Genomic DNA, 26,239 nt, shown 5'->3' on the forward strand with positions numbered 1-26,239 from the left:
CCCCATGACTACTAGCGCCCCACCCTCCCTGATTCCCGGCGGCCAGCCGGCGTTTTCGCCGGCCATCGCGGCCGGCCCCGGCACCGAACACACGCTGATGGACCTGATGTACGACGGTTTCTACGCCTTGTTCATGCTCAAGAACGGCAACGGCCCGCAAGCCAACACCGACTTCATCAACAAGATGACGCAGTTCCTCGACGACTTCAGCCGTGGCGCCAAGAAGCAAGGCGCCTCGCCGGACGACATCGACAACGCCAAGTATGCTTTCTGCGCGGCGGTCGACGAGATCATCCTGCGCTCGCCGTACGGCATCCGCGACGCCTGGGAGCGCCGCCCGCTGCAACTGGTGCTGTTCGGCGACCAGCTGGCCGGCGAGAACTTCTTCAACCGGCTCGAGAGCCTGCGCGCGCGCGGCAGCGCCCACCTGCAGGCGCTCGAAGTGTTCCACATGTGTTTGCTGCTGGGCTTCCAGGGCCGCTACATCATCGAAGGCTCGGAAAAGCTGGCCTACCTGACGGCGCGCCTGGGCGACGAGATCGCCCACATGAAGGGCAAGAAATCGGGCTTCGCGCCGCACGCCGAGCGGCCCGACCAGATCATCCACAAGCTGCGCAACGACGTCCCGCTGTGGGTGCTGTGCTCGGTATTCGCGCTGATCGGCGCGCTCGGCTACATCGGCCTTCGTAGCATGCTCGGCCATAGCACCGAGACCAGCATGGCCGCGTACAACGACGTGGTCAAGCTCGCGCCCAAGCAAGCCAACCTGACCATCACCTTGCCGTGATGAGCCTGCCCGACCTGCCGGGCTCGTCCTTGGTGGACGGGCTGTTCGGAACCGGCCTGAGCCAGCACGCGCGCCTGATCACCCTGGCCAGCGCGCAGGATTCGACGCTGCCCGAGTCGCTGATGCCGGAGCGCTTTACGGGCCGCGAGGCGGTCAATGAACTGTTCCGCTTCGACATCGACGCGCTCAGCACCTCGACCGACCTGGAGTTGGCCGAGTTCATCGGCGAAGAAATCACGCTCAAGCTGCTGCAGGCCGACGGCACGCGCCGCGCCTGGCACGGCATCTGCACCGACGCCGCCTGGCTGGGCGCCGACGGCGGACTGGCGCGCTACCGGCTGCGGCTCGAACCGGGCCTGGCCCTGCTCGGCCTGCGCCGCGACAGCTACATCTTCCAGGACAAGAACGCACAAGACTTGATTACCGAACTGCTGGCGGACTACACGCAGGTGCGGTTCGAGTTCGACATCACGCAGGACTTGGCGGTACGCCCGATCTGGACGCAATACCGCGAAAGCGACCTCGAATTCCTGCAACGGGTGCTGGCGTCCGAAGGCCTGAGCTGGCGCTTCGAGCACGACCAGGATGCGCAGGAAGGCAGCGCCGAACCGGAGGGCGGCCAGAAGCAGGCCAAGCACAAGGTCGTCTTCTTCGACAGCAAGGCCGTCGCGCCGGAAACGGTGGGCGGCGCCGCGTTGCGCTTCCACGGCGTGCGCGCCACCGACAGCGACGACGCCATCGACGAATTCAACGCGCTGCGCCGCGTGCAAGCGAACGCGGTGACCATCAGCAGCTGGGACCCGACGCAACTGGTCGCCCCGGCCGCCGAGCAAACGACCAGCCTCGACATCGGCGAACTGCCGGCGCTGTCGATCTACGACGGCAGCGCCGAGCGGCGCCACGCCGACAGCGCCGCCGCCGATCCGCACAGCCAGCTTATGTTGCAAGCGCTGGAACTGGACAATAAATTGTTCGAAGGCCAGGGTTCGGTGCGCCGCCTGGCGGCCGGCCACGGCTTCGCGCTGACCCAGCACGAGCACTACGCCGACGGCGCCAACAAATTCACCGCGCTGTGGGTCGAACACGAGGGACGCAACAATGTCGAACCGTCGCTAGGCGGCCTGGGCAAGCTGATCGGCGCGGCCAAGGCCGGCCTCGCCACCTTGGCCAAGTTCGCCGGCGCGCAACTGGAGGCGGGCACCTACCGCAACCGCTTCGCCTGCGTACGCGACACGGTCGCCATCGTGCCGCGCGCGGCCGCCGAGCGCTTCAGCGGTGCCGCGCTGGGTCCGCAGACGGCGCTGGTGGTTGGTTTGCCCGACGCCGTCAACACCACCACGCGCGAGCACCAGGTACGCATCCAGTTCGCCTGGCAGCGCGGCACCGGCGCCAACCCCGGCGGCCTGGCGCACAACACCGACGACAAGGGCAACGCGCCCGGCAACGACGGCTCCGGCACGTGGGTGCGCGTGGCCGAGGCGCTGGCCGGCCCCAACTGGGGCTCGCAGTTCACGCCGCGCATCGGCACCGAGGTGCTGGTCGACTTCATCGAAGGCGACATGGACCGGCCGCTGGTGGTCGCGCAACTGTACACCGGCGCCGACACCCCGCCCTACGCGGCCGGCGTCGACAGCGGCGTCAACCACGCCGGCGTCATCTCGGGCATGCACAGCAATAACTTCGACGGCGGCGGCTACAACCAATGGGTTGTCGACGACACGCCCGGCCAGCTGCGCACGCGCCTGGCCACGTCCAGCGCCGCCACCCAGCTGAATCTCGGCTACCTGGTGCATCAAGGCGTCGGCACGGCGCAGCGCGGCAGCTATCGCGGCCACGGCTTCGAACTGCGCACCGACGCCTGGGGCGTGCTGCGCTCGGGCGAAGGCATGCTGATCTCGGCCACAGCGCGCGCGGAGCAAGGCGCCGGCGTCGCCTCGACCCAGCTCGACAGCGCGGAAGCGACCGGCCTGCTGCGCGCCGCCTCCGAACTGAGCAAAAACCTGGCCGACGCCGCCGCACAGCAAACCGCGCTCGTCAGCAAAGACGCCAACCAGGCGCAGGTCGACTTCATCACGCAGATCGATCCCAAGCAAAAGGGTAAGTTCGAAGGCGCCGTCGGCGGGCACGATCCGTTGAAGGCCACGGCTGGCGCGCGCGATCTCGACAGCGCCGCGCCGGTGGAGAAGTTCGGCGAGCCGGTGGTGCTGATGGAAGCGCCGGCCAGCATCAACTGGGCCACGCCGGCATCCACCCTGCTGTTTGCAGGCGGGCAGTTGCAGTGGACTACGCAGTCCGACATGCACATGGCCGCCGCGTTCACGGTAGCGTCGGTATCGGCCAACGCGACAGGCTTGTTCACGGATAGCGGCGGCATTCAGGCGATCGCGGCCAATGGCCCGGTGTCGTTGCAGGCGCATACGGATCAGCTGGAGATTTTGGCGGACAAGGCGATCACGATCGTATCGGTCAACGATGTCATCGAGGTCAAGGCGAGCCAGAAGATCGTGCTGCAGGCCGGAAAGTCGTCGGTGACGCTGGAGGGCGGGAATATCACTTTCGCCTGTCCGGGGAATTTCACGGTCAAGGGTGGGCAGCATATCTTCCAAGGCGGTGGCAGCGGTTCTGCCGCGCTTCCCGCCCTGCCGACCGGCAGCGCCATTTGTATCGAATGCCTGAAGAACGCGGCGGCCAAGGCCAGCAGCTTCTTGGTCCGCTAATAAAAGACACCCATGGAAACGCAAACCTATACCTATGCTCTGCTCGATTGCTCGGCGCATGAGCATGCTTTCCGCGATCTGACAACGCGCTTCGCCGATGTGCAATGGAAGTCGCTTTTTGACGGCACGCCTGAGGAACATCTAGTGACAGCAGCACCGCTGTTGATTGCCACGCCGCGCGACAACGACAAACTCATCGCATGGCTGGAAGAGTTGGAGCAGGCCGCGCCAAGCGTGAGCTGGATCGGCAGTCCTTACGCCCTCCCCGTTCTGGCGCCCATGCTCACCCGCCGGCTGCAATGCGAGATCAACGATGATCAGCAAGTCGTGCTGCGGTTTTATGATCCGCGAATCCTACTCGGCCTGCCATCGGCGCTGACGGCCCAACAAAAGCGGTATTTTTTCGCGCCAGTGAGCAGCTGGATCGCGTGGGAGCCACGCCGCGAGGAGCGGTACGCCATCAGTATTGAGCCCGCCACATCGGCGGACATCGCCCGCTTCGCCTTTGCCCCGATCAGCCTTACGCTGCCTCAACGCGATCAACTCATGTACTTCGACAAAGAGAACCTCTACGACAGCATTATCCAGCAATGGCGCGATACCTGTCCCGACGACATCGCAGGCATCAAACCAAACATGTTGCGCGAGATCGCCATCACCGCCGTGGCGCGCGCGAACAGCTATGGCATCACCGATGCAGCGGCGCAACACCTATTCGCGGGATTGATGATGACCGTGTCGCCATCGTTCGACGACAACTCCCTTGTGAAGTCCTACCTCAAAGCTGAGAATGTACCTCCTGCAGATCGGCTCAGCAATATGATCAGTGCCCTGCCAAGTGAAGCCTGGGAGCAAATCACCGCAAGCAAGCGCATGGACGCACTGTTTGAACTTCCCTCCGATCCACACGGCGGGCGCGCATAATGGATCTTACAAACATCACCAAGAGGCTGGGCGAAGCCACTACGGCTTTGGCCAAAGCGGATAACGACCTGAAGCTGGAGATTGCCGGCGCAGCCGCCGATGCGGCTGGGCTGGTAGATCCGACGCCAACGTCGGACCTGGTCGGCGCCGGCATCTCGATTGCCAGAGGGGACTATTGGGGTGCGGCGCTGAGCACGGTGAGCATGGTGCCCTACCTGGGTGACGCGGTTGCGAAGCCAGTGAAAGCAGTCCGTGCGACCAAAGCCATCGCCGGGCTTGAAAAGAAAGTCGCGGCGCTCACCAAGACAGTCAACGATCTCAAGAAAGCAAAAAAAGAAGCGGAAGCAGTGGAAGCTGCGGCGAAGGAAGCTAAACTTGCTAAAGAGGCCGACGCCGCAAAAGATGCAGCTATCGAGCAGGAAAAAACTGCTGCGAAAAAAGGAAAAGACTGCGAAGACTGCAAATCCGCAAAGAAAACTGAAATTAAAAATGGCTACGAATACTCACTAGACGAAACCGGCCGTGTCACTAGAGTTAAAGGTAAGCTCACTAGCAATCCTGCTCAGATTCGCAATAGCAAAGCGCAGCTACAAGCTGGTGGAAAAGATAGACTGTCAACGGACGATGGTGGGCATTTTATTGGACGACGATTTGACGGGCCAATTGACGATCTCAATCATTTCGCGCAGGACATGAACTTGAATCGTAGCGCGTACAAAAAGTTAGAAAATGAATGGCAAACGGCCTTAAAGAATGGACAAGAAGTGATCGTCGACATACGTCCCACGTACCCTGGCAGCTCACTTAGGCCTAGTAGTCTGGACATCAATTACACTATTGACAAAGTTCCATTTGAAGCATCCTTCAAAAACCGTACAGGTGGTAAATAGAAAGGGAATTATATGAAAATAACGAGTGAAATCGAACGGCTATATCAAGACGTAGGCTCAGAAGCACTTCGCATTGCGGACGACTTAGAAGGAAAGCTGCTGGTTTATGCTGAAATCGAAGATGGCGCAATTTCCAGCTGCATGCTTTATGAGAAAGGCGAGCAGTGTATCCCAACATTTAAATTTTGCTCCCCCTCACTTAAGGAATTTTTAACTGCCCTGTGGGAGCGTTGGAACGAAATACCGGAAAACAAAGAATGGCGAGCTGTGGCATATCTGATCTCAGATGGCGATTTCACTATTGATTTTACCTATCCTGAGCAGATAGATGCCAATGAGACACTTCAAAAACGGCGCCCTAATGTCTTTAGTCGCTATTTCGGTGATGCGACAATCGACTATTCCAATCCCTCCTTAGATTGATTTAGTAACTCCAACTACTAAGTTCACCGCGCTGTGAGTCAAGCTCGAGGGACACAACAACGTCGAGCCGCCGCTGAGCGCCCTTGGAAAACTAATCGGCGCGGCCAAGGCAGTCCTCGCCGCCTTGGCCAAATTCGCCGGCGCGCAACTGGAGGCGGGCACCTACTGCACCTTCGCGTGCCCGGGTAATTTCACGGTCAAGGGTGGGCAGCATATCTTCCAGGCGGCAGCAGTTCGGCCACGCTTCCGGCACTGCCGACCGGCAGCGCCATTTGTATCGAATGCTTGAAGAACGCGGCGGCCAAAGCCAGCAGCTTCTTGGTCCGCTAACAAAAGACATTACCAAAAAACTGACCGATGCCACGACGACGCTGGCCAAGGCGGACAAGGATTTGAAGCTGGAAATTGCCGGCGCTGCGGCTGACGCCGCAGGGTTGGTTGATGCGACGCCGACCTCGGACCTTGTCGGCGCGGGCATATCCATTGCCAGAGGGGATTATTGGGGCGCGGCGCTGAGTACGGTGAGCATGGTGCCTTATCTCGGAGACGCGGTTGCGAAGCCGATGAAGGCAGTTCGCGCAACAAAATCTCTCGCTGCGCTACAGGCGAAAGTAGCAACGTTGACAAAAACGGTCAACGATCTCAAGAAGGCAAAAAAAGAAGCTGAGGCGTTAAAAACTGCAACCAAGCAAACTAAGCTCGCTAAAGAGGCCCAAGGAAGCTCAAGGAACAAAAGAGGGTCTAACTCAGCAGGAAAAGACGTCGGTCAAGAAAGACAAAGACTGCGAAGATTGTGCATCCTCAGAGGTAAAACCAAAAAACTTCTATCCACGGAAGGTGACGTAGCGTCATATAAAGAATTAGTTAAAGCAGGAAAGAAGGGGGATAACATTACGCCTAACCATATACCTTCCGCGAAGCGTATGGATCAGCATGGCGTTTCCAGAAACGATGGCATTGCGATAAATATGTAGCAACCTGTACCAGGCACTGGTGCGCGTCACAGGGAAACATTTACGTATGGCACCACTGCCGACGCCAAAATGCCGCCTCGGGATGCCTTAGCAGCGGGTGTAAAAGACGCTCGACAGATCTATCAAAAAGATGGCTTATATGTACCGAAAATTCGCGAAGGCCTTCAAGACCTAATCAAGAAAAATAAAGACGGTTTTCCCGACATATTTACGAAACCAGGAAAAAAATGAATCCAACGCTCGCATCTTCATTTGAGAAACTTACGTTCGCCATTAAATCCAATAACGAACAGTCAGTTAAAAACATTGACATTTCCCTAAAATCCATCGCCGAAGAAAGAGATCCCGTATCGGTTGCATTTTTATTGTTATCTCTGGAGGACGATTTTCAGTTCGACGAGGGGATGTTTTCCGTCATCCACACGGCCGAGACATTTGACGACCGAGAATATGTGGCAGGATTCTTAAACGCCATACCACATATGCTAACCACTGCACCCAAATGGGCATCGATTGTTTTAACGCGCATATTAAATAGCGAGGAAACAAAACGCGAGCTGATTCGTGCCTTAGTCAAGAGTAATGCAAGTATAAAAAAATCAGTGGAAGATCTTTGCAATCGAATCAATGACCAAGGCACGGATTTCTTAAGCAAGACCGTCGCAGTTCTCGTAGCGACAAAGTAATTGCGCAGTCTGGGATGAACAAATCCTTCCCGCTGATTCAGCGGGTTAAAGAGCGAAGACAGTAGCTGGGATTTGTAAGCTTTCGCTAAAATAGTCGTAAAGGTCGAGTTGCTTGACATCTACTGTTGCTCGAACAACTGGGGAAATAGAGATTATTTCTATTGATGTAAGCGGGCGAGTGCCTTGTGTTGATTCATCGGCGCGCGTGCCGCAAACGGTGTAGAAGAAGCCGAGGCTTGGCAGAACTGCACGCGCAACTAATTCGGGCTTGGTAAACAAGACACCCATCCGCCGCCACTATGCGGTTCCAGCTTGAGGATGGTGGAAGCGATCTCGTTTGAGAGGCTCTGCGTGGATGAATGTTATGAAATGTTCCTGTCGGAACTGGGCCCACAGTTTATAAAGGTGCAGCTATCACCTCACCAGATAGAGCGCAGGACAAAGGCACTCCCGCCGCCGAAAAGCGCGCACAGCAGCGTGCAAAGGTCGTGGAACTGGTAAAGCAGAACGCCGAGCGCGGCATAACCAGCCATTGGAACAACAAGTTCAAAATCGAGATCAAGGATCCTCAATGCGGCACGAAAGTGCTGCCCATTGTATACAAGCCGGTCTATGTGGAATCGGGCGAGCATTATGTTTTGAAGGTCCACAAAAAATCCGACCGCGAGCAGGTATTCGAAAACGTCGTGGATGTATCGCTGGGAACGACTGACTGGACACATGCGCACGAGTTCGGCCATTGCTGTGGCCTGCCGGACGAATACTCGTACACCGACGGTGTGGACGAGACGGTCAAGTATTACAAACCCGACGGTACATTGAGCGAAGCCATCTCAGCACCATTCGATGGCAAAGACCCGAAAGCGGCGGACGCCACCATTATGGCGGCGTACGGCTGCACCATCGTCAAACCACGTCATGCCTGGAACATCGCCATCGAGGTCCAGGAATTGCTCCGGGCAAAGATAGGCAGGAAAATTACATGCGACATTATTTAAAATCATTTCTGATGGCATCCGCGCTAACGGCGCCGGTGTCATCGATGGGAGCAACCATGGAACAGCCAACATTCTCGATCGCCATCGCCTGCACGGGCAACCCGTCATGCATCTTCACGGGCAGTGACTTGCCACTCGAGATCACCATAAAGAACAGTCAGCCCTACACGATCGGTTTCCCGCGTCGCTATGTCCAAGCGCGCGGCCCGTCGATGAAGCTGGTCGACCGAGAGACCGGTGCGGCAAAAACCCTGAAAACCGAGTTGGCCGATCACGCCCTGAAGACGGACTACACCATGCTGCAACCCGGCGAGACGCTGACGCTAACGACCCTGATCCGAGGCACAGAGATAACCTCGGTGCGGCCGAAATATGTCGATCTCCTCGCGGAATTTGCCATCACCACCGACATCAAGGTTCCCGACAGTGAAGCGCCGGTGCGGGCGCGCGGTGCGGGCCAGCTCAAAATCATCGGCAAGGACACGCTGGAGCGAGACCAAGCGCGCTAGCGCGTCCTTGTCGACGAAGCAATCATGCGACTGCAGGCGAAGCTGGCGTTAAAACTGGACGCGCCAGCGCAGTCCGCTGCAAACGTTAATAATTCATATGATCAAACAACGAGCGGAACGAATCGACAGCGCAGCGAAACGCTTTCTGGAATTTCTATCGGCATTGGAGCCGGAATTTCGACAGGGTTTCTTCAGATTTCGGCTTGAGAAACAAATGCATGAATCTTGCGCATCTTACAAAACTCCGGATGAGGTTTTAATCGTTAGCGCATTAGAGCACGACCAATTTTTTGACGATATGGAGGACAGCTGCGTGGAAATATTGTCGGCAATGGGTAGAATTCCTGCGCTGATGCTCATCACTGTGGACCGAGATGTTGAGTATGAAATCCAGTTCGAATATGCGGACATGGCTAGGTGGCCGCTGAGCCTGGCAAATGGTGGAAGCGGCCTGCCTGGCTAGGTGTTTGAGTGCTGCAGAACAAAATGACCATGTTAATGTTCCCGAAAGCTGACTTTTAGACAGTATAAGGGGCAGTAACTTGCACATGAACTTTTCCATAAGAAAATTCCCTTGCGCTGTCATATTGACGATGCTGTGCATTCTTTGCGGCTGCGAAGACAATAACCGGCGCGAAAAAGTATCGGACGACGCTACCGCCTTCCAAAATCTGGTGACCGTTGATATTCCTTACAGCGCCGTGCGGTGGGAGGTGTTTGGCACTCCCGAATATACCGGGGGTATTCCCGGGCCGACGGACTACGTCACCCTGGTGGCACAAATAGTCCCCACCAAAAAACAATCCGATCTACGAGTTGGTTCGGAAACTGTCTGGCTGGCGCCCGAGTCGGCTCGTCCATGGCCGGACCCGGACTTCAGTAGTTTTGTTCGGAAGAACTTGCAGAATTCCGAGGTGGATCTCGCTAAACACGCAAATTGCCGTCCACTGTCGGCTACGCTGACAAAAACGTCGAAGCCAGTGCGAGGCTTTGCATGTTCAGGTAAAGCGAAAACACTGATATATCTTCGCATTGCAGATCACACCTAACCCCGAATTCTCGGGTGCACGCTAGCCGTCAAAGTAAAGGCGGCTAACGATGTCTTTAAACGTTCAATATATATTCTTGCCAAGAATTCAGACGAAGCTCGCGTAACCACATTCCTCGCCACGCTGGAAGACGTAAAAGGATTTGAAGTGTTGCTAGCGCAAGAGAGTAAATTTAAGAACCTCATCAACGCCGACGCACCCCGGCGTAGCTTTTGATGGCAGTTATGGGATGACACACATGGCAAATCCCGCGCCAACGTTCCAACAAGTGTGGGATTGGAAAGAGAACTTCAAAGAAGGAGCAGACTTGTACAAATCCAGCGGGCAATTGCCAAAGCTTATCTATCCAAGCAAAAGCGCACCTATACGGACGAACATTGAGGCTGGAGACCTGGTCGCTATGGAATGGTGGAAATTATCATGTGTGCGACGAAAGCAAGAAGGTGTGGATCCGGAATGCGGACATATTGGCGGATACTGCGACCGGCAACATCGGTTGGGACATGACGAAGGAAGAAAATATAGGGAAAACGGAAAGCGAACTACATGAACGCGATAAAGATGAATACAAGAAACCGCCACCAAAAGCCGAGCGCCTTTGGAAGTACTCGGGAGTTTGCTATGCAGATCACGTCAACAGCCAATAGAATAAAATCTAATCTATTTTTTTTCATCGCTCTCCCCTTTCAGACGTTTCCAGCTAGCTCTGTGGAATTTCCGGTTGCATTCCAACTGGAGAATAAAGAAACGCTTTGTGTAGGTGGAACGAAAAACAAGACAGCTGACAAATGTGACCGCGTTATTGATTCACAACCGCTTGACAAGACAACTAGATCGATCTTACAAAGAAGTGACGAAGTCATACTGGTATTCTCACAACCGAACGATGATGGGCACTATTTAGTATTGATAGCAAGAATGCCGTCAAAAAGCCCTCAATCTACGCGATATTGTGGCACTGGTTACGAAGATCATTTAATCTTACTTACATATGTTCAAAAAAAAATTGCACTGAAAGACGAATTTATTTTGCAAAGCTGTTTAAAGTCTATAGCACTTGACTCGGACGGTGGTGACGACATCTTGAAAGCTATTTCTATCAATCTCAGTAAATACTCCATTGGTTTTCGATGGCTAACTAATCCAGATAATAAGGACCACACAATTACTGTATCGGATAATAAGTTTTTGCTGGAATAACTTTCTTTCGGTACTTCGTATTGGGATGTCGTGCGAAGGCTGTCTGGCTGCTCAAGCAAGCGTTTACTCGTGGTCAACGTCGGCGTCCAATGTCGTGCTGATCTTCCCGCTCCGGAGATCACGCTCAAGCTGCTGCAGGTCGACGGCACGCGCCGCGCCTGGCACGGCATCTGCACCGACGCCGCCTGGCTGGGCGCCGACGGCGGACTGGCGCGCTACGGGCTGCGGCTCGAACTGGGCCTGGTCCTGCTCGGCCCGCGCCGCGACAGCTACATCTTCCAAGACAAGAACGCACAAGACCTGATCACCAAACTGCTGGCCGACTACACGCAGGTGCAATTCGAGTTCGACATCACGCAAACCCTGGCGGTACGCCCGATCTGGACCCAATACCGGGAAAGCGACCTCGAATTCCTGCAGCGCGTGCTGGCGGCCGAGGGCCTGAGCTGGCGCTTCGAGCACGACCAGGATGCGCAGGAAGGCAGCGCCGAACCGGAAGGCGACCAGAAGCAGGCCAAGCACAAGGTCGTGTTCTTCGACAGCAAGACCGTCGCGCCCGAGACCGAGGGCGGCGCGGCACTGCGCTTCCACGGCGTGCGCGCCACCGACAGCGAAGACGCCATCGACGAGTTCAACGCGCTGCGCCGCATCCAGGCCAACGCCGTGACCATCAGCAGCTGGGACCCGACGCAGCTGGTGGCACCGGCCGCCGAGCAAACGACCAGCCTCGACATCGGCGAACTGCCGGCGCTGTCGATCTACGACGGCAGCGCCGAGCGGCGCCACGCCGACAGCGCCGCCGCCGATCCGCACAGCCAGCTTATGTTGCAAGCGCTGGAACTGGACAATAAATTGTTCGAAGGCCAGGGTTCGGTGCGCCGCCTGGCGGCCGGCCACGGCTTCGCGCTGACCCAGCACGAACACTACGCCGACGGCGCCAACCAATTCACCGCGCTGTGGGTCGAACACGAAGGACGCAACAACATCGAACCGTCGCTGGGCGGCCTGGGCAAGCTGATCGGCGCGGCCAAGGCCGGCCTCGCCACATTGGCCAAGTTCGCCGGCGCGCAACTGGAGGCGGGCACCTACCGCAACCGCTTCGCCTGCGTACGCGACACGGTCGCCATCGTGCCGCGCGCGGCCGCCGAGCGCTTCAGCGGTGCCGCGCTGGGTCCGCAGACGGCGCTGGTGGTTGGTTTGCCCGACGCCGTCAACACCACCACGCGCGAGCACCAGGTACGCATCCAGTTCGCCTGGCAGCGCGGCACCGGCGCCAACCCCGGCGGCCTGGCGCACAACACTGACGACAAGGGCAACGCCCCCGGCAACGACGGCTCCGGCACCTGGGTACGCGTGGCCGAGGCGCTGGCCGGCCCCAACTGGGGCTCGCAGTTCACGCCGCGCATCGGCACCGAGGTGCTGGTCGACTTCATCGAAGGCGACATGGACCGGCCGCTGGTGGTCGCGCAACTGTACACCGGCGCCGACACGCCGCCGTACGCGGCCGGCGTCGACAGCGGCGTCAACCACGCCGGCGTCATCTCAGGCATGCACAGCAATAATTTCGACGGTGGCGGCTACAACCAATGGGTGGTCGATGACACGCCCGGCCAGCTGCGCACGCGCCTGGCCACGTCCAGCGCCGCCACCCAGCTGAATCTCGGCTACCTGGTGCATCAAGGCGTCGGCACGGCGCAGCGCGGCAGCTATCGCGGTCACGGCTTCGCACTGCGCACCGACGCCTGGGGCGTGCTGCGCTCAGGCGAAGGCATGCTGATCTCGGCCACCGCGCGCGCGGAGCAAGGCGCCGGCGTCGCCTCGACCCAGCTCGACAGCGCCGAGGCCACCGGCCTGCTGCGCGCCGCCTCCGAACTGAACAAGGTGTCAGCCGACGCCGCCGCACAGCAAACCGCGCTCGTCAGTAAGGACGCCAACCAGGCGCAGGTCGCCTTCATCACACAGATCGATCCCAAGCAAAAGGGCAAGTTCGACGGCGCCGTCGGCGGCCACGGCCCGCTGAAGGCCACGGCCGGCGCGCGCTATCTCGACAGCGCCGCGCCGGTGGAAAACTTCGGCGAGCCGGTGGTGCTGATGGAAGCGCCGGCCAGCATCAACTGGGCCACTTCGGCTTCGACCGTGCTATTCGCCGGCGGGCAGTTGCAGTGGACCACGCAGGCCGACATGCACATGGCGGCGGGATTCACGGTGGCGTCGGTGGCGGCCAACGCGACGGGCTTGTCACGCACGCCGGCGGCATCCAGGCGATCGCCGCCAACGGGCCCGTGTCGCTGCAGGCGCACACCGATCAATTGGAGATTTGGGCCGACAAGGCGATCACGATCGTATCGGTCAACGATGTCATCGAGGTCAAGGCGAGCCAGAAGATCGTGCTGCAGGCCGGACAGTCGTCGGTGACGCTGGAGGGCGGGAATATCACTTTCGCCCGTCCGGGGAATTTCACGGTCAAGGGTGGGCAGCATATCTTCCAAGCTGGCGGTAGCAGTGCCGCCGCATTGCCTGCCCTGCCTAGTGCGAGCACTACGATCTGCCTTGAATGTTTGAAGAAAGCGGCACTGCAAGGTAGCAGTTTCTTGCGCCGCTGACGCCCTACTCGCACGGAAAATCTCACGATGAACAGCCATTCCTCCGCGCCCCGACGAGGGCCAAAAAGTCGATAACACCTACGCGCTGATCGACTGCGCCGCGCACGATGACGCCTTCTCGCAGTTGACGACGCGCTTTCCCGATGCGCAATGGCGCTCGCTGTTCGCCGATACACCGGAGGCGCATCTGCAATCCGCCGCGCCGCTGTTGATTGCGCTCGACCCAACCGCCGGCGATAAATCCATCTTCATGTGGCTGATCGAGAAGGAACGCGCGCATCCGAGCGTCACCTGGCTCAAAAGCCACTTCGGTCTGCCGGTCTTGGCAATGATGTTGACACGCCGGCTGCAATGCCGAATCAACGACGACGAAGATGTCGTGCTGCGCTTCTACGATCCACGCATTTTGCTTGGCCTGTCCTCCGCGATGACAGGACGACAGAAAAAATTCTTCATCGCGCCAGTCAGCAGCTGGACCGCGTGGGAGCCGCGCCGGGAGGCCTACTACGGCATCGATCCGGAGCCGACCACCCCCGCCGGAATCGCCGCGTTCTCGGTCGTTCCCATCAGTCTCGACGAGCGCCAGCGCGAGCAACTGATGTACTACGACAAGTTAGCGCTGTACGACAGCATCATCGCGCACTGGGAGGCAAACAGCCCGGAGGCGATCGAAGGAATGGAAGGCGACATGCTACGCAAAATAGCTGTTGCCGCCGTAGCGCGCTGCGCCGGTTACGGCATCCACAATGCCGACGATCAGCACCTGTTCGCGGGCTTGATGATGCGCGTGTCGCCGTCGTTCGACGCTCATCCGATGGTGCGCAGTTATCTGCGCGACGAAGAAATAGCGCCCGAAGCGCGACTGAGCCAAATGATCGACGAATTGCCGGATGCAATCTGGCGCCAGATCGGCGAGCAAAAACACTACGAGGCGCTATTCCAACACGCACTACCGGCATGACACAACTTACGCAAAACGAGAACTTATGACTGGTGGATTCAATCTAACCGAGCGGATACAAACCGTCACCAAAAAGCTGGCAGACGTCAACGCGGAGATGGCGTGGGAGGCGGCCGGTACGGCTGCGGACGTCGCCGGAATGGTCGATCCGACGCCGATCTCGGACGCGGTCGGTGCCGGCATTGCTATACGCAATGGCGATTTCCTCGGCGCCGGGCTGAATGTGGTTGGGATGATTCCCTACCTCGGTGACGCGGTGGCGAAACCTATCAAGGCGACGCGCGTCGCCAAGCGAGTTCTAGCGCTCAAAGAAAAAGCCACCTTGTTGACAAAGGAATTGGCCGACCTCAATGCGTTGAAAAAGAAAGAGGAAGCAGCGGAACTGGCGGCCAAAGAAGCTAAGATTGCAGTAGACGCGAAAAAGGCCCAAGACGCGGAAAAGGCCGCTGCGGAGCAGAAAAGGCAGCAGCTAAGGCCAAAGATAAAGATTGCGAGGATTGCGGCACAAAAGCGGAAGCTCAAGCTAAAAGTGCCCCGCCAAAAACAACTACAGCTTACAGTGTAGCCTATGAGACAAAGCTTCAGCCTACTGACTTTGGCAAGAGCCGCTCTGTGCATTTCAACAGAGCAAATGCGGCTTTCGACGAGGCCTTGAAGAAAGACAAAGATTTCAGCACGGCGATGGAAAAGTTAATCCCCGACATCGGGACGTCTGTTTCGTCATTTGGCGGACGCGCAACCCCGCCAGGATGGGTTTGGGAGCATGCGTCTACGTCCACCGCGATGGGCCAGAAAGGTATTATGCGTCTGGTTCCAGGCGAGCAACACACTCCAGGCTCTGACTTTTGGCGAGTGCTACACTCTGACAGAGTGGTAAGTGGTGGTTATTCCGAATGGGCGATTCCAGCAGGCGCACCTAAAAACTAGGATTAATGATGGACGTAAAACGAATTAATATCAACTTGAACGGTCTTCCTACCCCGCCTTTGGCTGATTCAGAAAAAATTAAAGAACTCGAGAAAAAAATTAAATTAAAATTACCTCGTGATTATCGCCAATTTTTACAAATTCACGATGGTGGACATCCAGAGATAGGGTCGGTTATCATTGATCAAAATGAACTCACCAACATTTTTGATGTAGATTGGTTTTACTCGATCGCAAATTCGAAAATCAAAAGCATCTTCGAAGCTATTGAACAATGGAAACCTGTGCTTGGAAATGAGGCATTGCCTTTTGCGCAAGACGGTGGTGGAAATCAATTTTATTTGAATTTGAAAAGCAACGAGGAAACAGTGTGGTTACTACTACATGATCAAAATAATAAAACAATAAAAATCGCTGATAATTTCGCCGCCTTCATCTCGCTGCTGCAGGATAATCCTGATTTTATTTAATTCAACAATGTGAGCCTGCGAATTATGAACAGATACGAAGGAGAACCTTTACTAAGATTAATCGAATGCTATGTACTAGATTCGATCGACCAGTTAACATCCGAGCAAGCGGAAAATTTGGCTTCAATGGAGCCAAAACTGAGCGGCGCACTGGGCGTGACTGGAACGTGGAAAGAAATTGTAGCAAAGACAATGGATTTCCTGATACGCTTCCCATGCGAATAAAGACTATTTGGCGAAAAAATCTGGATATGGCTGCAATCAAAGGAGCTTCGGTTAGTCCCGATGAATTCGCGTTAAAATTTACCGATGACAACTTTTCATAATCTCAATTACATCCGAAAATTTTTAATAGATAACTACAGAGGGTTTCATGATTTTAATCAAAGAAAAGCACACTAGCGATTGTGGATAGATGCCCGCTTTCGTTGAGTGCCGCATCCAAGTTGAACATATCGAATGACCGTTTCGACCAGATAATCGGAAATTTTGCTCTCGCAGCATCTGCCCTTAAAATTTGAACCCTAAGCGCCGGTGCCAATGAATTAACAACGTCGAGCGGGTACTCAGGGAGCTGAGCGAGGTGTCGGCGCGGTCGAACCGGTCTTGCCACCCTAACTAAATTTGCGTTCGCTCCGCTGATCGTTACAGCAATTAGCAAAATTTGAGGGCTTGAGATTGGGCGCTACGCTCGAAGAAAAGTAATTATGAATTTGCGGTATACGGCTTGTCAACTAATGAGGCACCTCGCTTTCAAATGAGTTGAAAAACCTCTGTTTAAGAAGCATTAAAAAAATTTGGTAAATTGAAAGCAGATGAAAAGTATGGTTTTGAACCAGCGTTGTGCATCGGTGGTATGCCGCGCTTGGAAAATCGTGTAAAGGTCAAGATGCTTGAACATCTACTGTTGGTCGAACAGCTGGGGGAAGTAAAAATTATTCCTATTGATGTCAGCGGGCGAGTGCCCTGAGTTGGTTCATCGGCGCGCTCGGCGCAAGCGGTGTCGAAGGCGCCGAAGCTTGACAGCACCGCAAGCGCAACTAATTCGGGCTTGGTAAAGAAGACACCCATCCTCCGCCAGGATTGCAGTTCCAGCTTGAGGATGGAGGCGATCTCGATTGAGAGGCTCTGCATGGATGAATGTTATGAAATGTTCCTTTCGGAACTAGGCCCACAGTTTGTGAAGGTGCAGCTATCACCTCACCAGATAGCAAAATTCGAGGGACGCTTACCGGAACAGCTACTCGAGTACTGGAAACTCTACGGCTGGAGTGGGTACTATGACGGCCTTTTTTGGTTGGTAAATCCAGACGACTACGTCTCGGTCGTCAACGCTTGGTTGGAAGGGGCCCAGATCGAAAATAGAAGCGATTATTTGGCAATTGCGCGAACTGCGTTTGGTCGTATTTTTTTGTGGAATAAGAAAAGTGGTCAAAATGTGACAATAGTGCCACTTGATTCGCAAATTATTACTTCGCCAGCAAATAAAAAAGTTGTGGCCGGAGACGATACAATTGCATTGCAGTCTTTCCTGATTGGAAAAGAGCCAGATCGTTTGGATATTGAAGATGTGAAAGAAAAAAAATTATTTAAACGTGCGCTGAAGAAACTGGGACCCGTCGCCGTAGATGAAATGTACGGTTTCGAACCAGCATTGTGTATCGGCGGCATGCCGGTATTGGAAAACATTAAAAAAGTAAAAATAATTGAACACTTGATACTTTTGGAGCAACTCGGGGAGATCGAGATAATGCATATCGACGTTAGCAGGCATTTGTAATCGACGTGTTTGCCTGAGACTGGCCGTGATTTGATTGCGGCAATCCGCGCTGAAGTCGCATGCATTGGCGGGCAGCCTTTTTTCTTAATGCGTCGCCGGTTGCTTCGCTCGATAAACTATCGGCTCCAGTCGGTATGAGCGCCCGCAATATTGCAAACCGCACGCGCAACTAATCGGCCTTGGTAAAGAAGACACTCATCCTCCGCCAGTATTGCAGTTCCAGCTTGAGGATGGTGAAGCGATCTCGTTTGAGAGGCTTTGCCATCGCTAGAGAACCAGACCTACCGCAACTGTTGACATATCATGATGAGCCGGCACCAACCAGGCGAGCACGGCATTGCACGGCACGGCACGGCACGTGCGTCCAGATTGACGATTTAGGAAAATAAATAGATGGTTTCTATCAAGTATTTTTGGAAGAACTAGGCCCTCAGATTAAAAAAGTAATTCCGAGCGCTAGCAAAATTGAAGAGTACAGCGGCGTGTTGCCGGGAGCATTGCTCGAGTATTGGCGCTCATACGGCTGGGGTGGGTTTCATGACGGCCTGTTTTGGATAACCAATCCAGATGACTTCTCGCCAGTAATAAAGGCTTGGCTCGCCCATGTGAACATCCCTAAAGATAGTGACTACCATGTAATTGCAAGAACTGCATTCGGGCATTTATATTTATGGGATCGGCAAAGCGGGCAAACCATCACCATTTCGCCACACTATTCCCAAATATTCACTTGCCCCGCAGATTCAGATATAGTTAGCGGAAATTCAGACTTCTCACTGAAATGCTTTTTTTCCGGTCAGGCCGCGAGCTCTTTAGACTTCGACGACTACAAAGACAAGCCTCTGTTTAAACGCGCCGTTAAAAAATTGGGCATTTTGGAATCGGACGAGATGTATAGTTTCGAACCTGCGCTGACTATTGGTAGCATGCCGAAGTTAGAAAATTTAGTGAAAGTAAAGATGGTTGAGCAGTTAGTTCTATTGGAGCAACTGGGCGACGTGGAAGTCCTGCACATGGATGTTAGTGGCCATATTTGACGCTAATAGACTGGCTTAGAACAACTGCGCAGGCAAGCATGTCGTGCGGCAAACCAATCTTGTTTGAATAGATAATGCCATTGATGACCTTCCCTGGCCCTTCCCATTCAGATTGGAAGGTCGAGCGCGTGCTTGAGAAAGGCATCGAAAGATGAGAGATGAACAAGAAAGGTGCAATGCTTTACCTGGATGAAGATCCTATTCCCAAAAGCGATTTCATGTTGCCCTCGGACCTGGAACGTCGGCAGATTTTTTATTGGCTTCAAAAAGTAAGCTCCGTCACCGCCTGGCGCCGGATCTTCATGTACTACAAAGCCTGGATAACAGTCGCTGAAAACAGCTTGTTGGAGGCCGAAAGACGAGGCTGGGGTGACAAGACCTCGCTACCGCGCAGCACCTATCTGCGGATATCGAAGGGCCTTGCGTACTTTGAAAAAGGCGTGGCTCAACTTGAGAAAGGCAACACCGCGCCCTTCGAATCGTATAGCGATTTGCGCACCGCCATGGACCTGCTCTTCATGTATGCCACAGACGTGCGACGGGTCGACGAGGGGGAAAACGGTATCGATGAAGAACACACGCCACTGTGGCAAGAATATTGTGAGGCGATGCGTTCAGCGATGACCGCCTGGCACGAATGCGCATACCACATGGTAGCGCCACGATATCATGGCGGCGGGCTTCGGTTTTACCATCGGTGGCTAAAAAAAGAATTGCAGCACACGCCCTTCCCCGGCCAGCTGGATCCCGTGCCGGAACCGGCGGCTCCTATTTTTGTCCGGGCAAACGGGCGTGCGTCTTGCGCGGGAATCTGGGAACCTGTAGCGGCGCCGGCATCGTCGTTCCTGAGTCGATTTACCGGGTCGTGGAAGCCGCAGCCGCCGCTTGAGATTGTCGGCGCGATGGCCTACTTCACGCCGTATTCGACAGCGCCAAGGATCAGTATCGGGGACGACACCGGGAGCACCAAGTTAAACATGGCATGGCGCTTACTGTGGCGCGATGACCGTTACACTGGCGGCGGCGTCCCTGAGGTTGAGGCGCAGTATCGCTTCCTTGAACCGGACGGCTCCAGGCCGAAAAGCTCGGGTCCACCGTCTATCGACGACACCGTATGGGCAGAAAGCGGGGCAGCGGCGCAGCTTGCCGGCAAATGGACAATCGAGTCCGATACCTACAGCGTCATGCGGCAAAAAGGCCAGAGGCTGCCGTTTGTCCAAGGCAGGTCGCATCGGTGGATTTTGACTAGGCCACCAAACTAGTGTGGTCCGACCTTGTACCGTGCGCCCGCGAAATTCTTAACCAGGTGATTCATGACTCGACCAATTTCACTCTTGCTTTTGCTGCTGTCGACGACTTACTGTTCAGCGCAAACCTTATGCGCCCCGAACGAACAGGTGTTCTTTTCCTGCCCTGTCGGAAAGAAAGTCGTGTCCCTCTGCACCACCGCCCAGGCGATGTCGTACCGCTTTGGCACGCCGAAGAAAATCGAGATGACGTACAGCGGCGGCGCGGCCACACAACAATTCAGTCGCAGGGAGGCGTTTGGCGCCAGCAATTCGGCGAAAGTCATTTGGTTCACCAACGACGACGTCAAGTACTCGCTGTATTCGCCCGCACGCGGCGGCCCTATCCTCGAAGTTGAAAAGGACGACAAGACGCTCGCGCGCATGGAATGCAAGAACGGCTGGACATCGACGGTCGGCGATATCGATCGGTTGTCGCCGTTTATCAGAGAGGTCGCTCAGTGAAAAGGTCCAAGCGCTTCACATTCGCGGCTTGGGCCCTCTGCTGCGCGCCGCTATTGCAAGCCGCCACCCCTGTCGATGCGAACTTCCTCGCGACGCAACACATTGCCGTACAAGGAGATCTTATCGGCGCACATCGCCTAACGGACAAGGCCGGCGAACACGTGCTGGTCCTCAGCCGCAAGCAAGCAACGGATTCGTTCAAGCTAAACGCCAGCTACTTTACGCGTGGCGAAACCGGCTGGAAGCAGGAATGGGACATACGCGACGGCGTCGACTGCCCCGGCCTCGATGCCGACGCCGGCTTCTTCCCTGCCGCCACCACCTTCACCGATTTGAACCACGACGGGCGGATGGAGGTCACGGTCAGCTACCGCACCTTCTGCGGCGGCGGCGTCGATCCCTATGTGGTCAAGGTCATCCTCAGGGACGGCGCGACCAAGCTGGCGATTCGTGGCGAGTCGCTGGTGCGCTTCCCCGGCCAGCCGCCATTCGGCGGCGAACACAAGCACGACAAGGCGCTGCTCTCGCCCGCCTACGCCGCCTATAAACAGCACCTGGATCGGGTCTGGACAACGGTCTCCGCGGACAATCGCAAATAGCCGCCTAGGGCATCTGCCCTATCACTACGATCAACTTTCTCTTTGTATAATGCTTTTGCTTAGCCGGTCCGCGTGACGTGAAGAAAAACCGGATATCGAACACACCAACGAGGCGAAACCCCATGCATAACAAAGAAAACGAAAGAACGTTGCCCGGCAAAGCCGCACCAGGCCAAAGCGCCCCCGAACGCCCGCTGACCCGCCAGGACTACAAAACCCTGTCTCTGGCCGCGCTCGGTGGCGCACTGGAATTCTACGACTTCATCATCTTCGTCTTTTTCGCCACCTCGATCGGCGCGCTGTTCTTCCCGCCGACGATGCCGGATTGGCTGCGCCTGTTCCAAACCTTCGGCATTTTCGCCGCCGGCTACGTGGTGCGCCCGCTGGGCGGCATGGTCATGGCCCACTTCGGCGACCTGCTGGGGCGCAAGAAGATGTTCAACCTGTCGATCCTGCTGATGGCCGTGCCGACCCTGCTGATCGGCCTGCTGCCGACGTACGCCACCATCGGCCTCGCGGCGCCGCTGTTGCTGTTGTTCCTGCGCGTGTGCCAGGGCGCGGCCGTCGGCGGCGAGGTGCCCGGCGCGTGGGTGTTCGTGTCCGAGCACGTGCCGGCGCGCCGCATCGGCTACGCCTGCGGCACCCTGACCGCCGGCCTGACCTTCGGCATCCTGCTCGGCTCGCTGGTGGCGACCGGCATCAACAGTGCCTTCACGCCGGCGGAAGTGCTTGACTACGGCTGGCGCCTGCCGTTCGTGCTGGGCGGCGTGTTCGGCCTGGGCGCGATGTACCTGCGCCGCTGGCTGCACGAGACGCCGGTCTTCCTCGAACTGCAGCAGCGCAAGGCGCTGGCCGCCGAGATGCCGCTCAAGGCGGTGCTGCGCGAGCACCGGCGCGCGGTCGCGCTGTCGATGCTGCTGACGTGGATGCTGTCGGCCGCCATCGTCGTGGTGATCCTGATGACGCCGGCGCTGCTGCAAAAGGTCTACGGCTTCGACGCCCGTACCGCGCTGCCGGCCAACACGGCGGCGACCTTGTGCCTGGCGTTCGGCTGCATCATCTACGGCGTGCTGGCCGACCGTTTCGGCGCGCGCCGCATGCTGATCGGCGGCGCCGTGCTGCTGGCCGTCTGCACCTGGCTGTTCTACACCACGCTCAAGGCGCGCCCCGACCTGCTGCTGCCGTTGTACGCGCTGCTGGGGCTGAGCGTGGGCGTGGTCGGTGTCGTGCCCAGTGCGATGGTGCGCGCCTTCCCGGCGCCGGTGCGCTTCTCCGGCCTGTCGTTCTCCTACAACGTGGCGTATGCGATCTTCGGCGGCCTGACCCCGATCATGGTGACGCTGATGCTGAAAACCCAGCCGCTGGCGCCGGCCTACTACGTCATCGCGCTGTGCGGCATCGGCGCGGTCACGGCGCTGTTCATCCGGGAGCGGCCGCTCAACACCTGACAGCGCAGCGGCGCACCGCACGGTACAATCCCAGCCCGGGCGTTAAGAAATGCTATCGTTCGGCTCTCGGGACGGGTTTGTCCAATACAAGCCCGCCTTCCGCCACCGCCACCGCCACCGGAAAAGTTAGACCATGCCGCAACCCCAGTCCACGCCCCATCCCGCCCACGACATCGCCTTTGCCGCCGGCGGCGGACAGATGGGGGCGCTGTTGCGCACGTTCGACTGGGCCGCGACGCCATTGGGTCCGCTGGAAACCTGGCCACCGGCGCTGCGCACCACCGTCAGCATCATGCTCGGTTCGAGCCATCCGATGTATATCGCCTGGGGGCCCGGACTGCACTTCCTGTTCAACGATGCCTACCGCCCCATCCTCGGCGGCCTCGGCGACCAACCCGAACTGATACTGGGTAAGCCCTTCAACGAGGTTTGGAGCGACATCTGGCACGTGGTCGGCCCGATGCTGAACGGCGCCATGGCCGGCGCCTGCACCTATGCCGAGGACCAGCCGTTCCTGCTGCACCGCCACGGCTATCCGGAGCAAATGTATGCGACGTTTTCCGTCAGCCCGGTGCGCGACGGGGCCGGCGCCGTGGCCGGCGTCTTCTGCGTCTGCTCGGAAACGACGGGCAAGAAGCGGGTCGAGGAGCGCCTGCGCCTGCTCGACACCATCGGCAAGGCCACCAGCATCGCCGCCGACGCCAAAACCATCATGGCCGAGGCCACGCGCTTGCTGGGCCGGCACCTGGACGTCACCCGCGTGGCCTACGCCGACCTGGAGGCGGACAACGACCGCTTCACGATCCGCCACGACTGGACCGTCGAGGGCGCATTCAGCACCGTCGGCGTGTACTCGCTCGAGCTGTTCGGCAGCCGCGCCACCGGCAATCTGCGGGCGGGGAAAACCCTGCAGATCAACAACGTCGACACCGAGCTGGCGGCCGGCGACGGCTACGAAATGTTCAACCAGATCGGTATCAAGGCCATCATTTGCTGTCCGCTGGTCAAGGGCGGCAAGCTGGTGGCGATGATGGCCGTGCACCAGCAACATCCGCGCGCCTGGTCCGCCGACGAGGTGGCGCTGGTGGAGGACGTAGTGGAACGCTGCTGGGCGCACATCGAGCGGGTCCGCTCGACCGAGGCGCTGCGCGAGGCCGACCGCCATAAATCCGAGTTCCTGGCCACCCTGGCCCACGAGCTGCGCAACCCGCTGGCGCCGGTGCGCAACGGCCTGGAACTCATGAAGCTGGCCGGCGGCGATCCGGTGGCGATGGCGAAGGTGCGCGCGATGATCGAACGCCAGGTGTCGCACATGGTACATCTGATTAACGACCTGCTCGACATCGCGCGCGTCTCCAGCGGCAAGCTGGTGCTGAAGAAGGAACGCGCGGAACTCAAAACGCTGGTCGCCTCGGCGGTCGAAACCAGCCAGCCGCTGCTGGACGCGGCCGGCCACACGCTGACACTGAACCTGCCCGACGCGCCCGCCATCGTCGAGGTCGACGTGGTCAGGCTCAGTCAGGTGCTCAGCAACCTGTTGTCCAACGCCGCCAAGTACACGCCCGAGGGAGGCCGCATCGCCATCTCGGCGCGGGTGGCGGACGGCCGCTTGCTGATCGACGTGGCGGACGACGGCATCGGCATCGCGCCCGAATCGATCGACAGCGTATTCGAGATGTTCACCCAGGTCGGGCGCAGCATCGCCCACTCCAAGGGCGGATTGGGCATTGGACTGTCGCTGGTGCGCAGGCTGCTGGAGCTGCATGGCGGCACCGTCACCGCGGCCAGCCCCGGCATCGGCCTGGGCAGCACGTTTTCGATCCGGCTGCCGTTGGCCGCCATCGACCACCCGTCCGGGCAAGCACCAATCGGGCAGTCGGCGGCACAGCAGGCCGCACCGGCGGCCGGGCTGCGCGTGTTGATCGCCGACGACAACCACGACGCCGCCGACACCCTGCGCGACCTGCTGGAGGCCGACGGCCACCTCACGCGTGTCGCCTACGACGGCGCCGGCGCGCTGGCCATCGCCGAAACGTTCCAGCCGCACGTGGTGCTGCTCGACATCGGCATGCCGGGAATGGACGGTTACGCCACGGCGCGCGCCATGCGCCAGCTTGCGGGCCTGGAACACGTCACGCTCGCCGCGCTCACCGGCTGGGGTGCCGCCGAGGACCGCGCCCGCTCGCGCGCGGCCGGCTTCGACCACCATTTGCTCAAGCCCGTCGTGATCGTCGAACTGCTGGCGATGCTGCGCCAGGCGGCCGCCTGACGCCGCGCGCGTCCTTTACAGCGGTATCGTCAGCGTCAGCGAACCGTAAGGCTCGCGTTTGGCGCTGGACGTGATCAGCGGACTGGCGCGCTGCAACGAGAACGACACCGACGCGCTCTTGAAACCGTAGGCGATGCCCGCCAGCACCACCGTCTGGTTGCGGTTCAACTCGGCGATATTACTTCCAGGGTAATGATTCCTGCCGATGCCCGCATGGGAAAACACCCTGTCGCCGACCAGGCCGGCGTAAACGAACCAGCCATTGCCCAGGAAAACCGGATCGCCGCCGCGTATTTCCTGATGGATGGCGCTGGGGAAGTTGCGCTGCAAGCCCGTGCCGTAGCGCAGCAGCACGCTGGCGCCGAGCGACGATTGCAGGTTGCCGGCGGTGGCGCCGGCCGACACCACCGCGTCCGCGTGCGCCCGGCCGTCGTCGGCGCCGGCCGAGGCCAGGCGCCACGCCCTGTAGCGCTCCACGCCGAGCAGCAAGCGCGTGGGGCCCTGCGAGTCCCAGCCCTCGGGACGGTCCGAGCCGATCAGGCGGTGGATCAGCGTTTGCGAACGGCGCCCGCCGGCGGCCGGGCCGATGACGCCGAGGCGCACGCCGAACATGTCCGCCACGTTATCGTCGACCGACACCTGCCCCGCGCCCAGCCATAGCGCGCCGAGGTAGGGGGCGTCGAGCGGATCCGGTTCCTTGCGGGTGAGGTCGCGCGGCGTCACCAGGATCTGGCTGAGTGAAAACCGGGTCAACGCGGCCGGCCCGACGCCAAACCACGGGGCCACCGTTCCGATGACGGGCAGCGGCGCGATCGATGCCTCGCCCGGCGCCACGCTGCGCAGGTGCGACAAGGTGATGCCGCTGGTGTAGCCGCCGCCGTCGCTGCCGACGAACACATCGTTTTGCACCATCAGGGAAAGGCGGCCCTCCTCCGCGCCCGCTGGCGCGCAGGAAAATACCGAACAAAGAAGCAGACTGGCGAGTTGAAATTGGCGTGGACGAATTTTCATTATGCGGGCATGACAGAGTAGCAACGAAGCCCATCATAATCGAAATCGCCCAGTGCTGAATCGTGCGCCCCCCATCCACGCCAAGGATCTTCATCGTATGTACGGTAGCGCACTCTAAAGCCCGCACGCCGCCGATCCTGCCATGGTCGCCGCGCGCGACCGGCGCTGAGGCGTCGACAGCGCGGACAACAAGTCCAACGGGCGGTAGAGCCCGGCGCGGCGGGCG

General features: G+C 58.1%; 24 protein-coding genes and 2 pseudogenes. 24 read left to right on the plus strand and 2 right to left on the minus strand.

Going from position 1 to position 26,239, the window contains the following annotated elements; translation table 11 throughout:
* Window positions 1-4: 4 nt before the first annotated feature.
* The 7 genes from icmH to BMX85_RS00120 all read left to right on the plus strand — a co-directional run bounded on the left by icmH (window position 5) and on the right by BMX85_RS00120 (window position 7,401).
* Window positions 5-787, plus strand: a complete 783-nt coding sequence (icmH, locus tag BMX85_RS00095) for a type IVB secretion system protein IcmH/DotU (protein WP_090313463.1) — start codon at window positions 5-7, stop codon at window positions 785-787.
* A complete protein-coding gene (locus tag BMX85_RS00100) occupies window positions 787-3,504 on the plus strand; it encodes a type VI secretion system Vgr family protein (RefSeq protein ID WP_090313465.1) in 2,718 nt (905 codons plus the stop codon). Before icmH ends, BMX85_RS00100 begins: the two co-directional genes overlap by 1 nt.
* Window positions 3,505-3,516: 12 nt before the next feature.
* Window positions 3,517-4,428 carry a DUF4123 domain-containing protein gene (locus BMX85_RS00105; RefSeq protein WP_090313467.1) on the plus strand — a complete coding sequence of 304 codons (912 nt, stop codon included), beginning with the start codon at window positions 3,517-3,519 and terminating at the stop codon, window positions 4,426-4,428.
* Window positions 4,428-5,318 (plus strand): DNA/RNA non-specific endonuclease, encoded by an 891-nt coding sequence (locus BMX85_RS00110; protein WP_218147283.1) that lies wholly within the window; start codon window positions 4,428-4,430, stop codon window positions 5,316-5,318. Before BMX85_RS00105 ends, BMX85_RS00110 begins: the two co-directional genes overlap by 1 nt.
* Window positions 5,319-5,330: 12 nt before the next feature.
* Window positions 5,331-5,741, plus strand: a complete 411-nt coding sequence (locus BMX85_RS29855; RefSeq protein ID WP_143067854.1) for a hypothetical protein — start codon at window positions 5,331-5,333, stop codon at window positions 5,739-5,741.
* A gap of 281 nt (window positions 5,742-6,022) precedes the next feature.
* A complete protein-coding gene (locus BMX85_RS30710; protein WP_218147284.1) occupies window positions 6,023-6,715 on the plus strand; it encodes a hypothetical protein in 693 nt (230 codons plus the stop codon).
* Window positions 6,716-6,942: 227 nt separating this feature from the next.
* Window positions 6,943-7,401, plus strand: a complete 459-nt coding sequence (locus tag BMX85_RS00120; RefSeq protein ID WP_090313469.1) for an Imm30 family immunity protein — start codon at window positions 6,943-6,945, stop codon at window positions 7,399-7,401.
* Between the two features lie 45 nt (window positions 7,402-7,446).
* Here the strand turns inward: BMX85_RS00120 and BMX85_RS29860 are convergent, their stop codons facing one another.
* Window positions 7,447-7,680, minus strand: coding sequence for a hypothetical protein (locus BMX85_RS29860; RefSeq protein ID WP_143067855.1), 234 nt, complete (start codon window positions 7,678-7,680; stop codon window positions 7,447-7,449).
* A gap of 209 nt (window positions 7,681-7,889) precedes the next feature.
* Here BMX85_RS29860 and BMX85_RS00130 point away from each other — a divergent pair, with 209 nt between their 5' ends.
* The 17 genes and pseudogenes from BMX85_RS00130 to BMX85_RS00200 all read left to right on the plus strand — a co-directional run bounded on the left by BMX85_RS00130 (window position 7,890) and on the right by BMX85_RS00200 (window position 25,002).
* The gene (locus BMX85_RS00130) at window positions 7,890-8,399 is read left to right on the plus strand and encodes a hypothetical protein (protein ID WP_143067856.1); all 510 of its coding nucleotides are present in this window, start codon (window positions 7,890-7,892) and stop codon (window positions 8,397-8,399) included.
* A gap of 56 nt (window positions 8,400-8,455) precedes the next feature.
* Window positions 8,456-8,908 (plus strand): hypothetical protein, encoded by a 453-nt coding sequence (locus tag BMX85_RS00135; protein WP_143067857.1) that lies wholly within the window; start codon window positions 8,456-8,458, stop codon window positions 8,906-8,908.
* 97 nt (window positions 8,909-9,005) lie between these two features.
* The gene (locus tag BMX85_RS00140; RefSeq protein WP_090313475.1) at window positions 9,006-9,371 is read left to right on the plus strand and encodes a hypothetical protein; all 366 of its coding nucleotides are present in this window, start codon (window positions 9,006-9,008) and stop codon (window positions 9,369-9,371) included.
* An 85-nt stretch (window positions 9,372-9,456) separates the two neighbouring features.
* Window positions 9,457-9,957 carry a hypothetical protein gene (locus BMX85_RS29865; RefSeq protein ID WP_143067858.1) on the plus strand — a complete coding sequence of 167 codons (501 nt, stop codon included), beginning with the start codon at window positions 9,457-9,459 and terminating at the stop codon, window positions 9,955-9,957.
* 546 nt (window positions 9,958-10,503) lie between these two features.
* Window positions 10,504-11,157, plus strand: coding sequence for a hypothetical protein (locus BMX85_RS29870; RefSeq protein WP_143067859.1), 654 nt, complete (start codon window positions 10,504-10,506; stop codon window positions 11,155-11,157).
* A gap of 69 nt (window positions 11,158-11,226) precedes the next feature.
* Window positions 11,227-13,760: pseudogene (locus BMX85_RS00145) on the plus strand (type VI secretion system Vgr family protein).
* Between the two features lie 88 nt (window positions 13,761-13,848).
* On the plus strand, window positions 13,849-14,721 hold the full coding sequence (locus BMX85_RS00150) for a DUF4123 domain-containing protein (RefSeq protein WP_255372373.1): 873 nt from the start codon (window positions 13,849-13,851) through the stop codon (window positions 14,719-14,721).
* Between the two features lie 25 nt (window positions 14,722-14,746).
* Window positions 14,747-15,286 (plus strand): hypothetical protein, encoded by a 540-nt coding sequence (locus BMX85_RS30345; protein ID WP_090313479.1) that lies wholly within the window; start codon window positions 14,747-14,749, stop codon window positions 15,284-15,286.
* Window positions 15,287-15,653: 367 nt separating this feature from the next.
* Window positions 15,654-16,118, plus strand: coding sequence for an SMI1/KNR4 family protein (locus tag BMX85_RS00160; RefSeq protein ID WP_090313481.1), 465 nt, complete (start codon window positions 15,654-15,656; stop codon window positions 16,116-16,118).
* A gap of 793 nt (window positions 16,119-16,911) precedes the next feature.
* Window positions 16,912-17,088: pseudogene (locus BMX85_RS00165) on the plus strand (T6SS immunity protein Tdi1 domain-containing protein); the annotation flags it as partial.
* A 162-nt stretch (window positions 17,089-17,250) separates the two neighbouring features.
* The gene (locus tag BMX85_RS00170; protein WP_177196601.1) at window positions 17,251-17,898 is read left to right on the plus strand and encodes a GAD-like domain-containing protein; all 648 of its coding nucleotides are present in this window, start codon (window positions 17,251-17,253) and stop codon (window positions 17,896-17,898) included.
* A 413-nt stretch (window positions 17,899-18,311) separates the two neighbouring features.
* Complete coding sequence (locus BMX85_RS00175; RefSeq protein ID WP_090313487.1) at window positions 18,312-18,935, plus strand: GAD-like domain-containing protein; 624 nt, start codon at window positions 18,312-18,314, stop codon at window positions 18,933-18,935.
* 158 nt (window positions 18,936-19,093) lie between these two features.
* Entirely contained in the window at window positions 19,094-20,197 is a 1,104-nt protein-coding gene (locus BMX85_RS00180; protein ID WP_229210212.1) for an Imm71 family immunity protein, read from the plus strand.
* A gap of 51 nt (window positions 20,198-20,248) precedes the next feature.
* The gene (locus tag BMX85_RS00185; RefSeq protein ID WP_143067861.1) at window positions 20,249-20,686 is read left to right on the plus strand and encodes a hypothetical protein; all 438 of its coding nucleotides are present in this window, start codon (window positions 20,249-20,251) and stop codon (window positions 20,684-20,686) included.
* 53 nt (window positions 20,687-20,739) lie between these two features.
* A complete protein-coding gene (locus BMX85_RS00190; protein WP_177196602.1) occupies window positions 20,740-21,285 on the plus strand; it encodes a M949_RS01915 family surface polysaccharide biosynthesis protein in 546 nt (181 codons plus the stop codon).
* A 122-nt stretch (window positions 21,286-21,407) separates the two neighbouring features.
* On the plus strand, window positions 21,408-22,733 hold the full coding sequence (locus BMX85_RS00195) for an MFS transporter (RefSeq protein WP_090313493.1): 1,326 nt from the start codon (window positions 21,408-21,410) through the stop codon (window positions 22,731-22,733).
* Window positions 22,734-22,866: 133 nt separating this feature from the next.
* A complete protein-coding gene (locus BMX85_RS00200) occupies window positions 22,867-25,002 on the plus strand; it encodes an ATP-binding protein (protein WP_090313495.1) in 2,136 nt (711 codons plus the stop codon).
* A gap of 15 nt (window positions 25,003-25,017) precedes the next feature.
* Here the strand turns inward: BMX85_RS00200 and BMX85_RS00205 are convergent, their stop codons facing one another.
* Window positions 25,018-26,013: a lipid A deacylase LpxR family protein gene (locus BMX85_RS00205; RefSeq protein ID WP_090313497.1), complete on the minus strand. Its 996-nt coding sequence runs from the start codon at window positions 26,011-26,013 to the stop codon at window positions 25,018-25,020.
* Window positions 26,014-26,239: the final 226 nt, after the last annotated feature.

The organism is Duganella sp. CF517, from assembly GCF_900110275.1.
Taxonomy (GTDB): Bacteria; Pseudomonadota; Gammaproteobacteria; order Burkholderiales; family Burkholderiaceae_D; genus Rugamonas.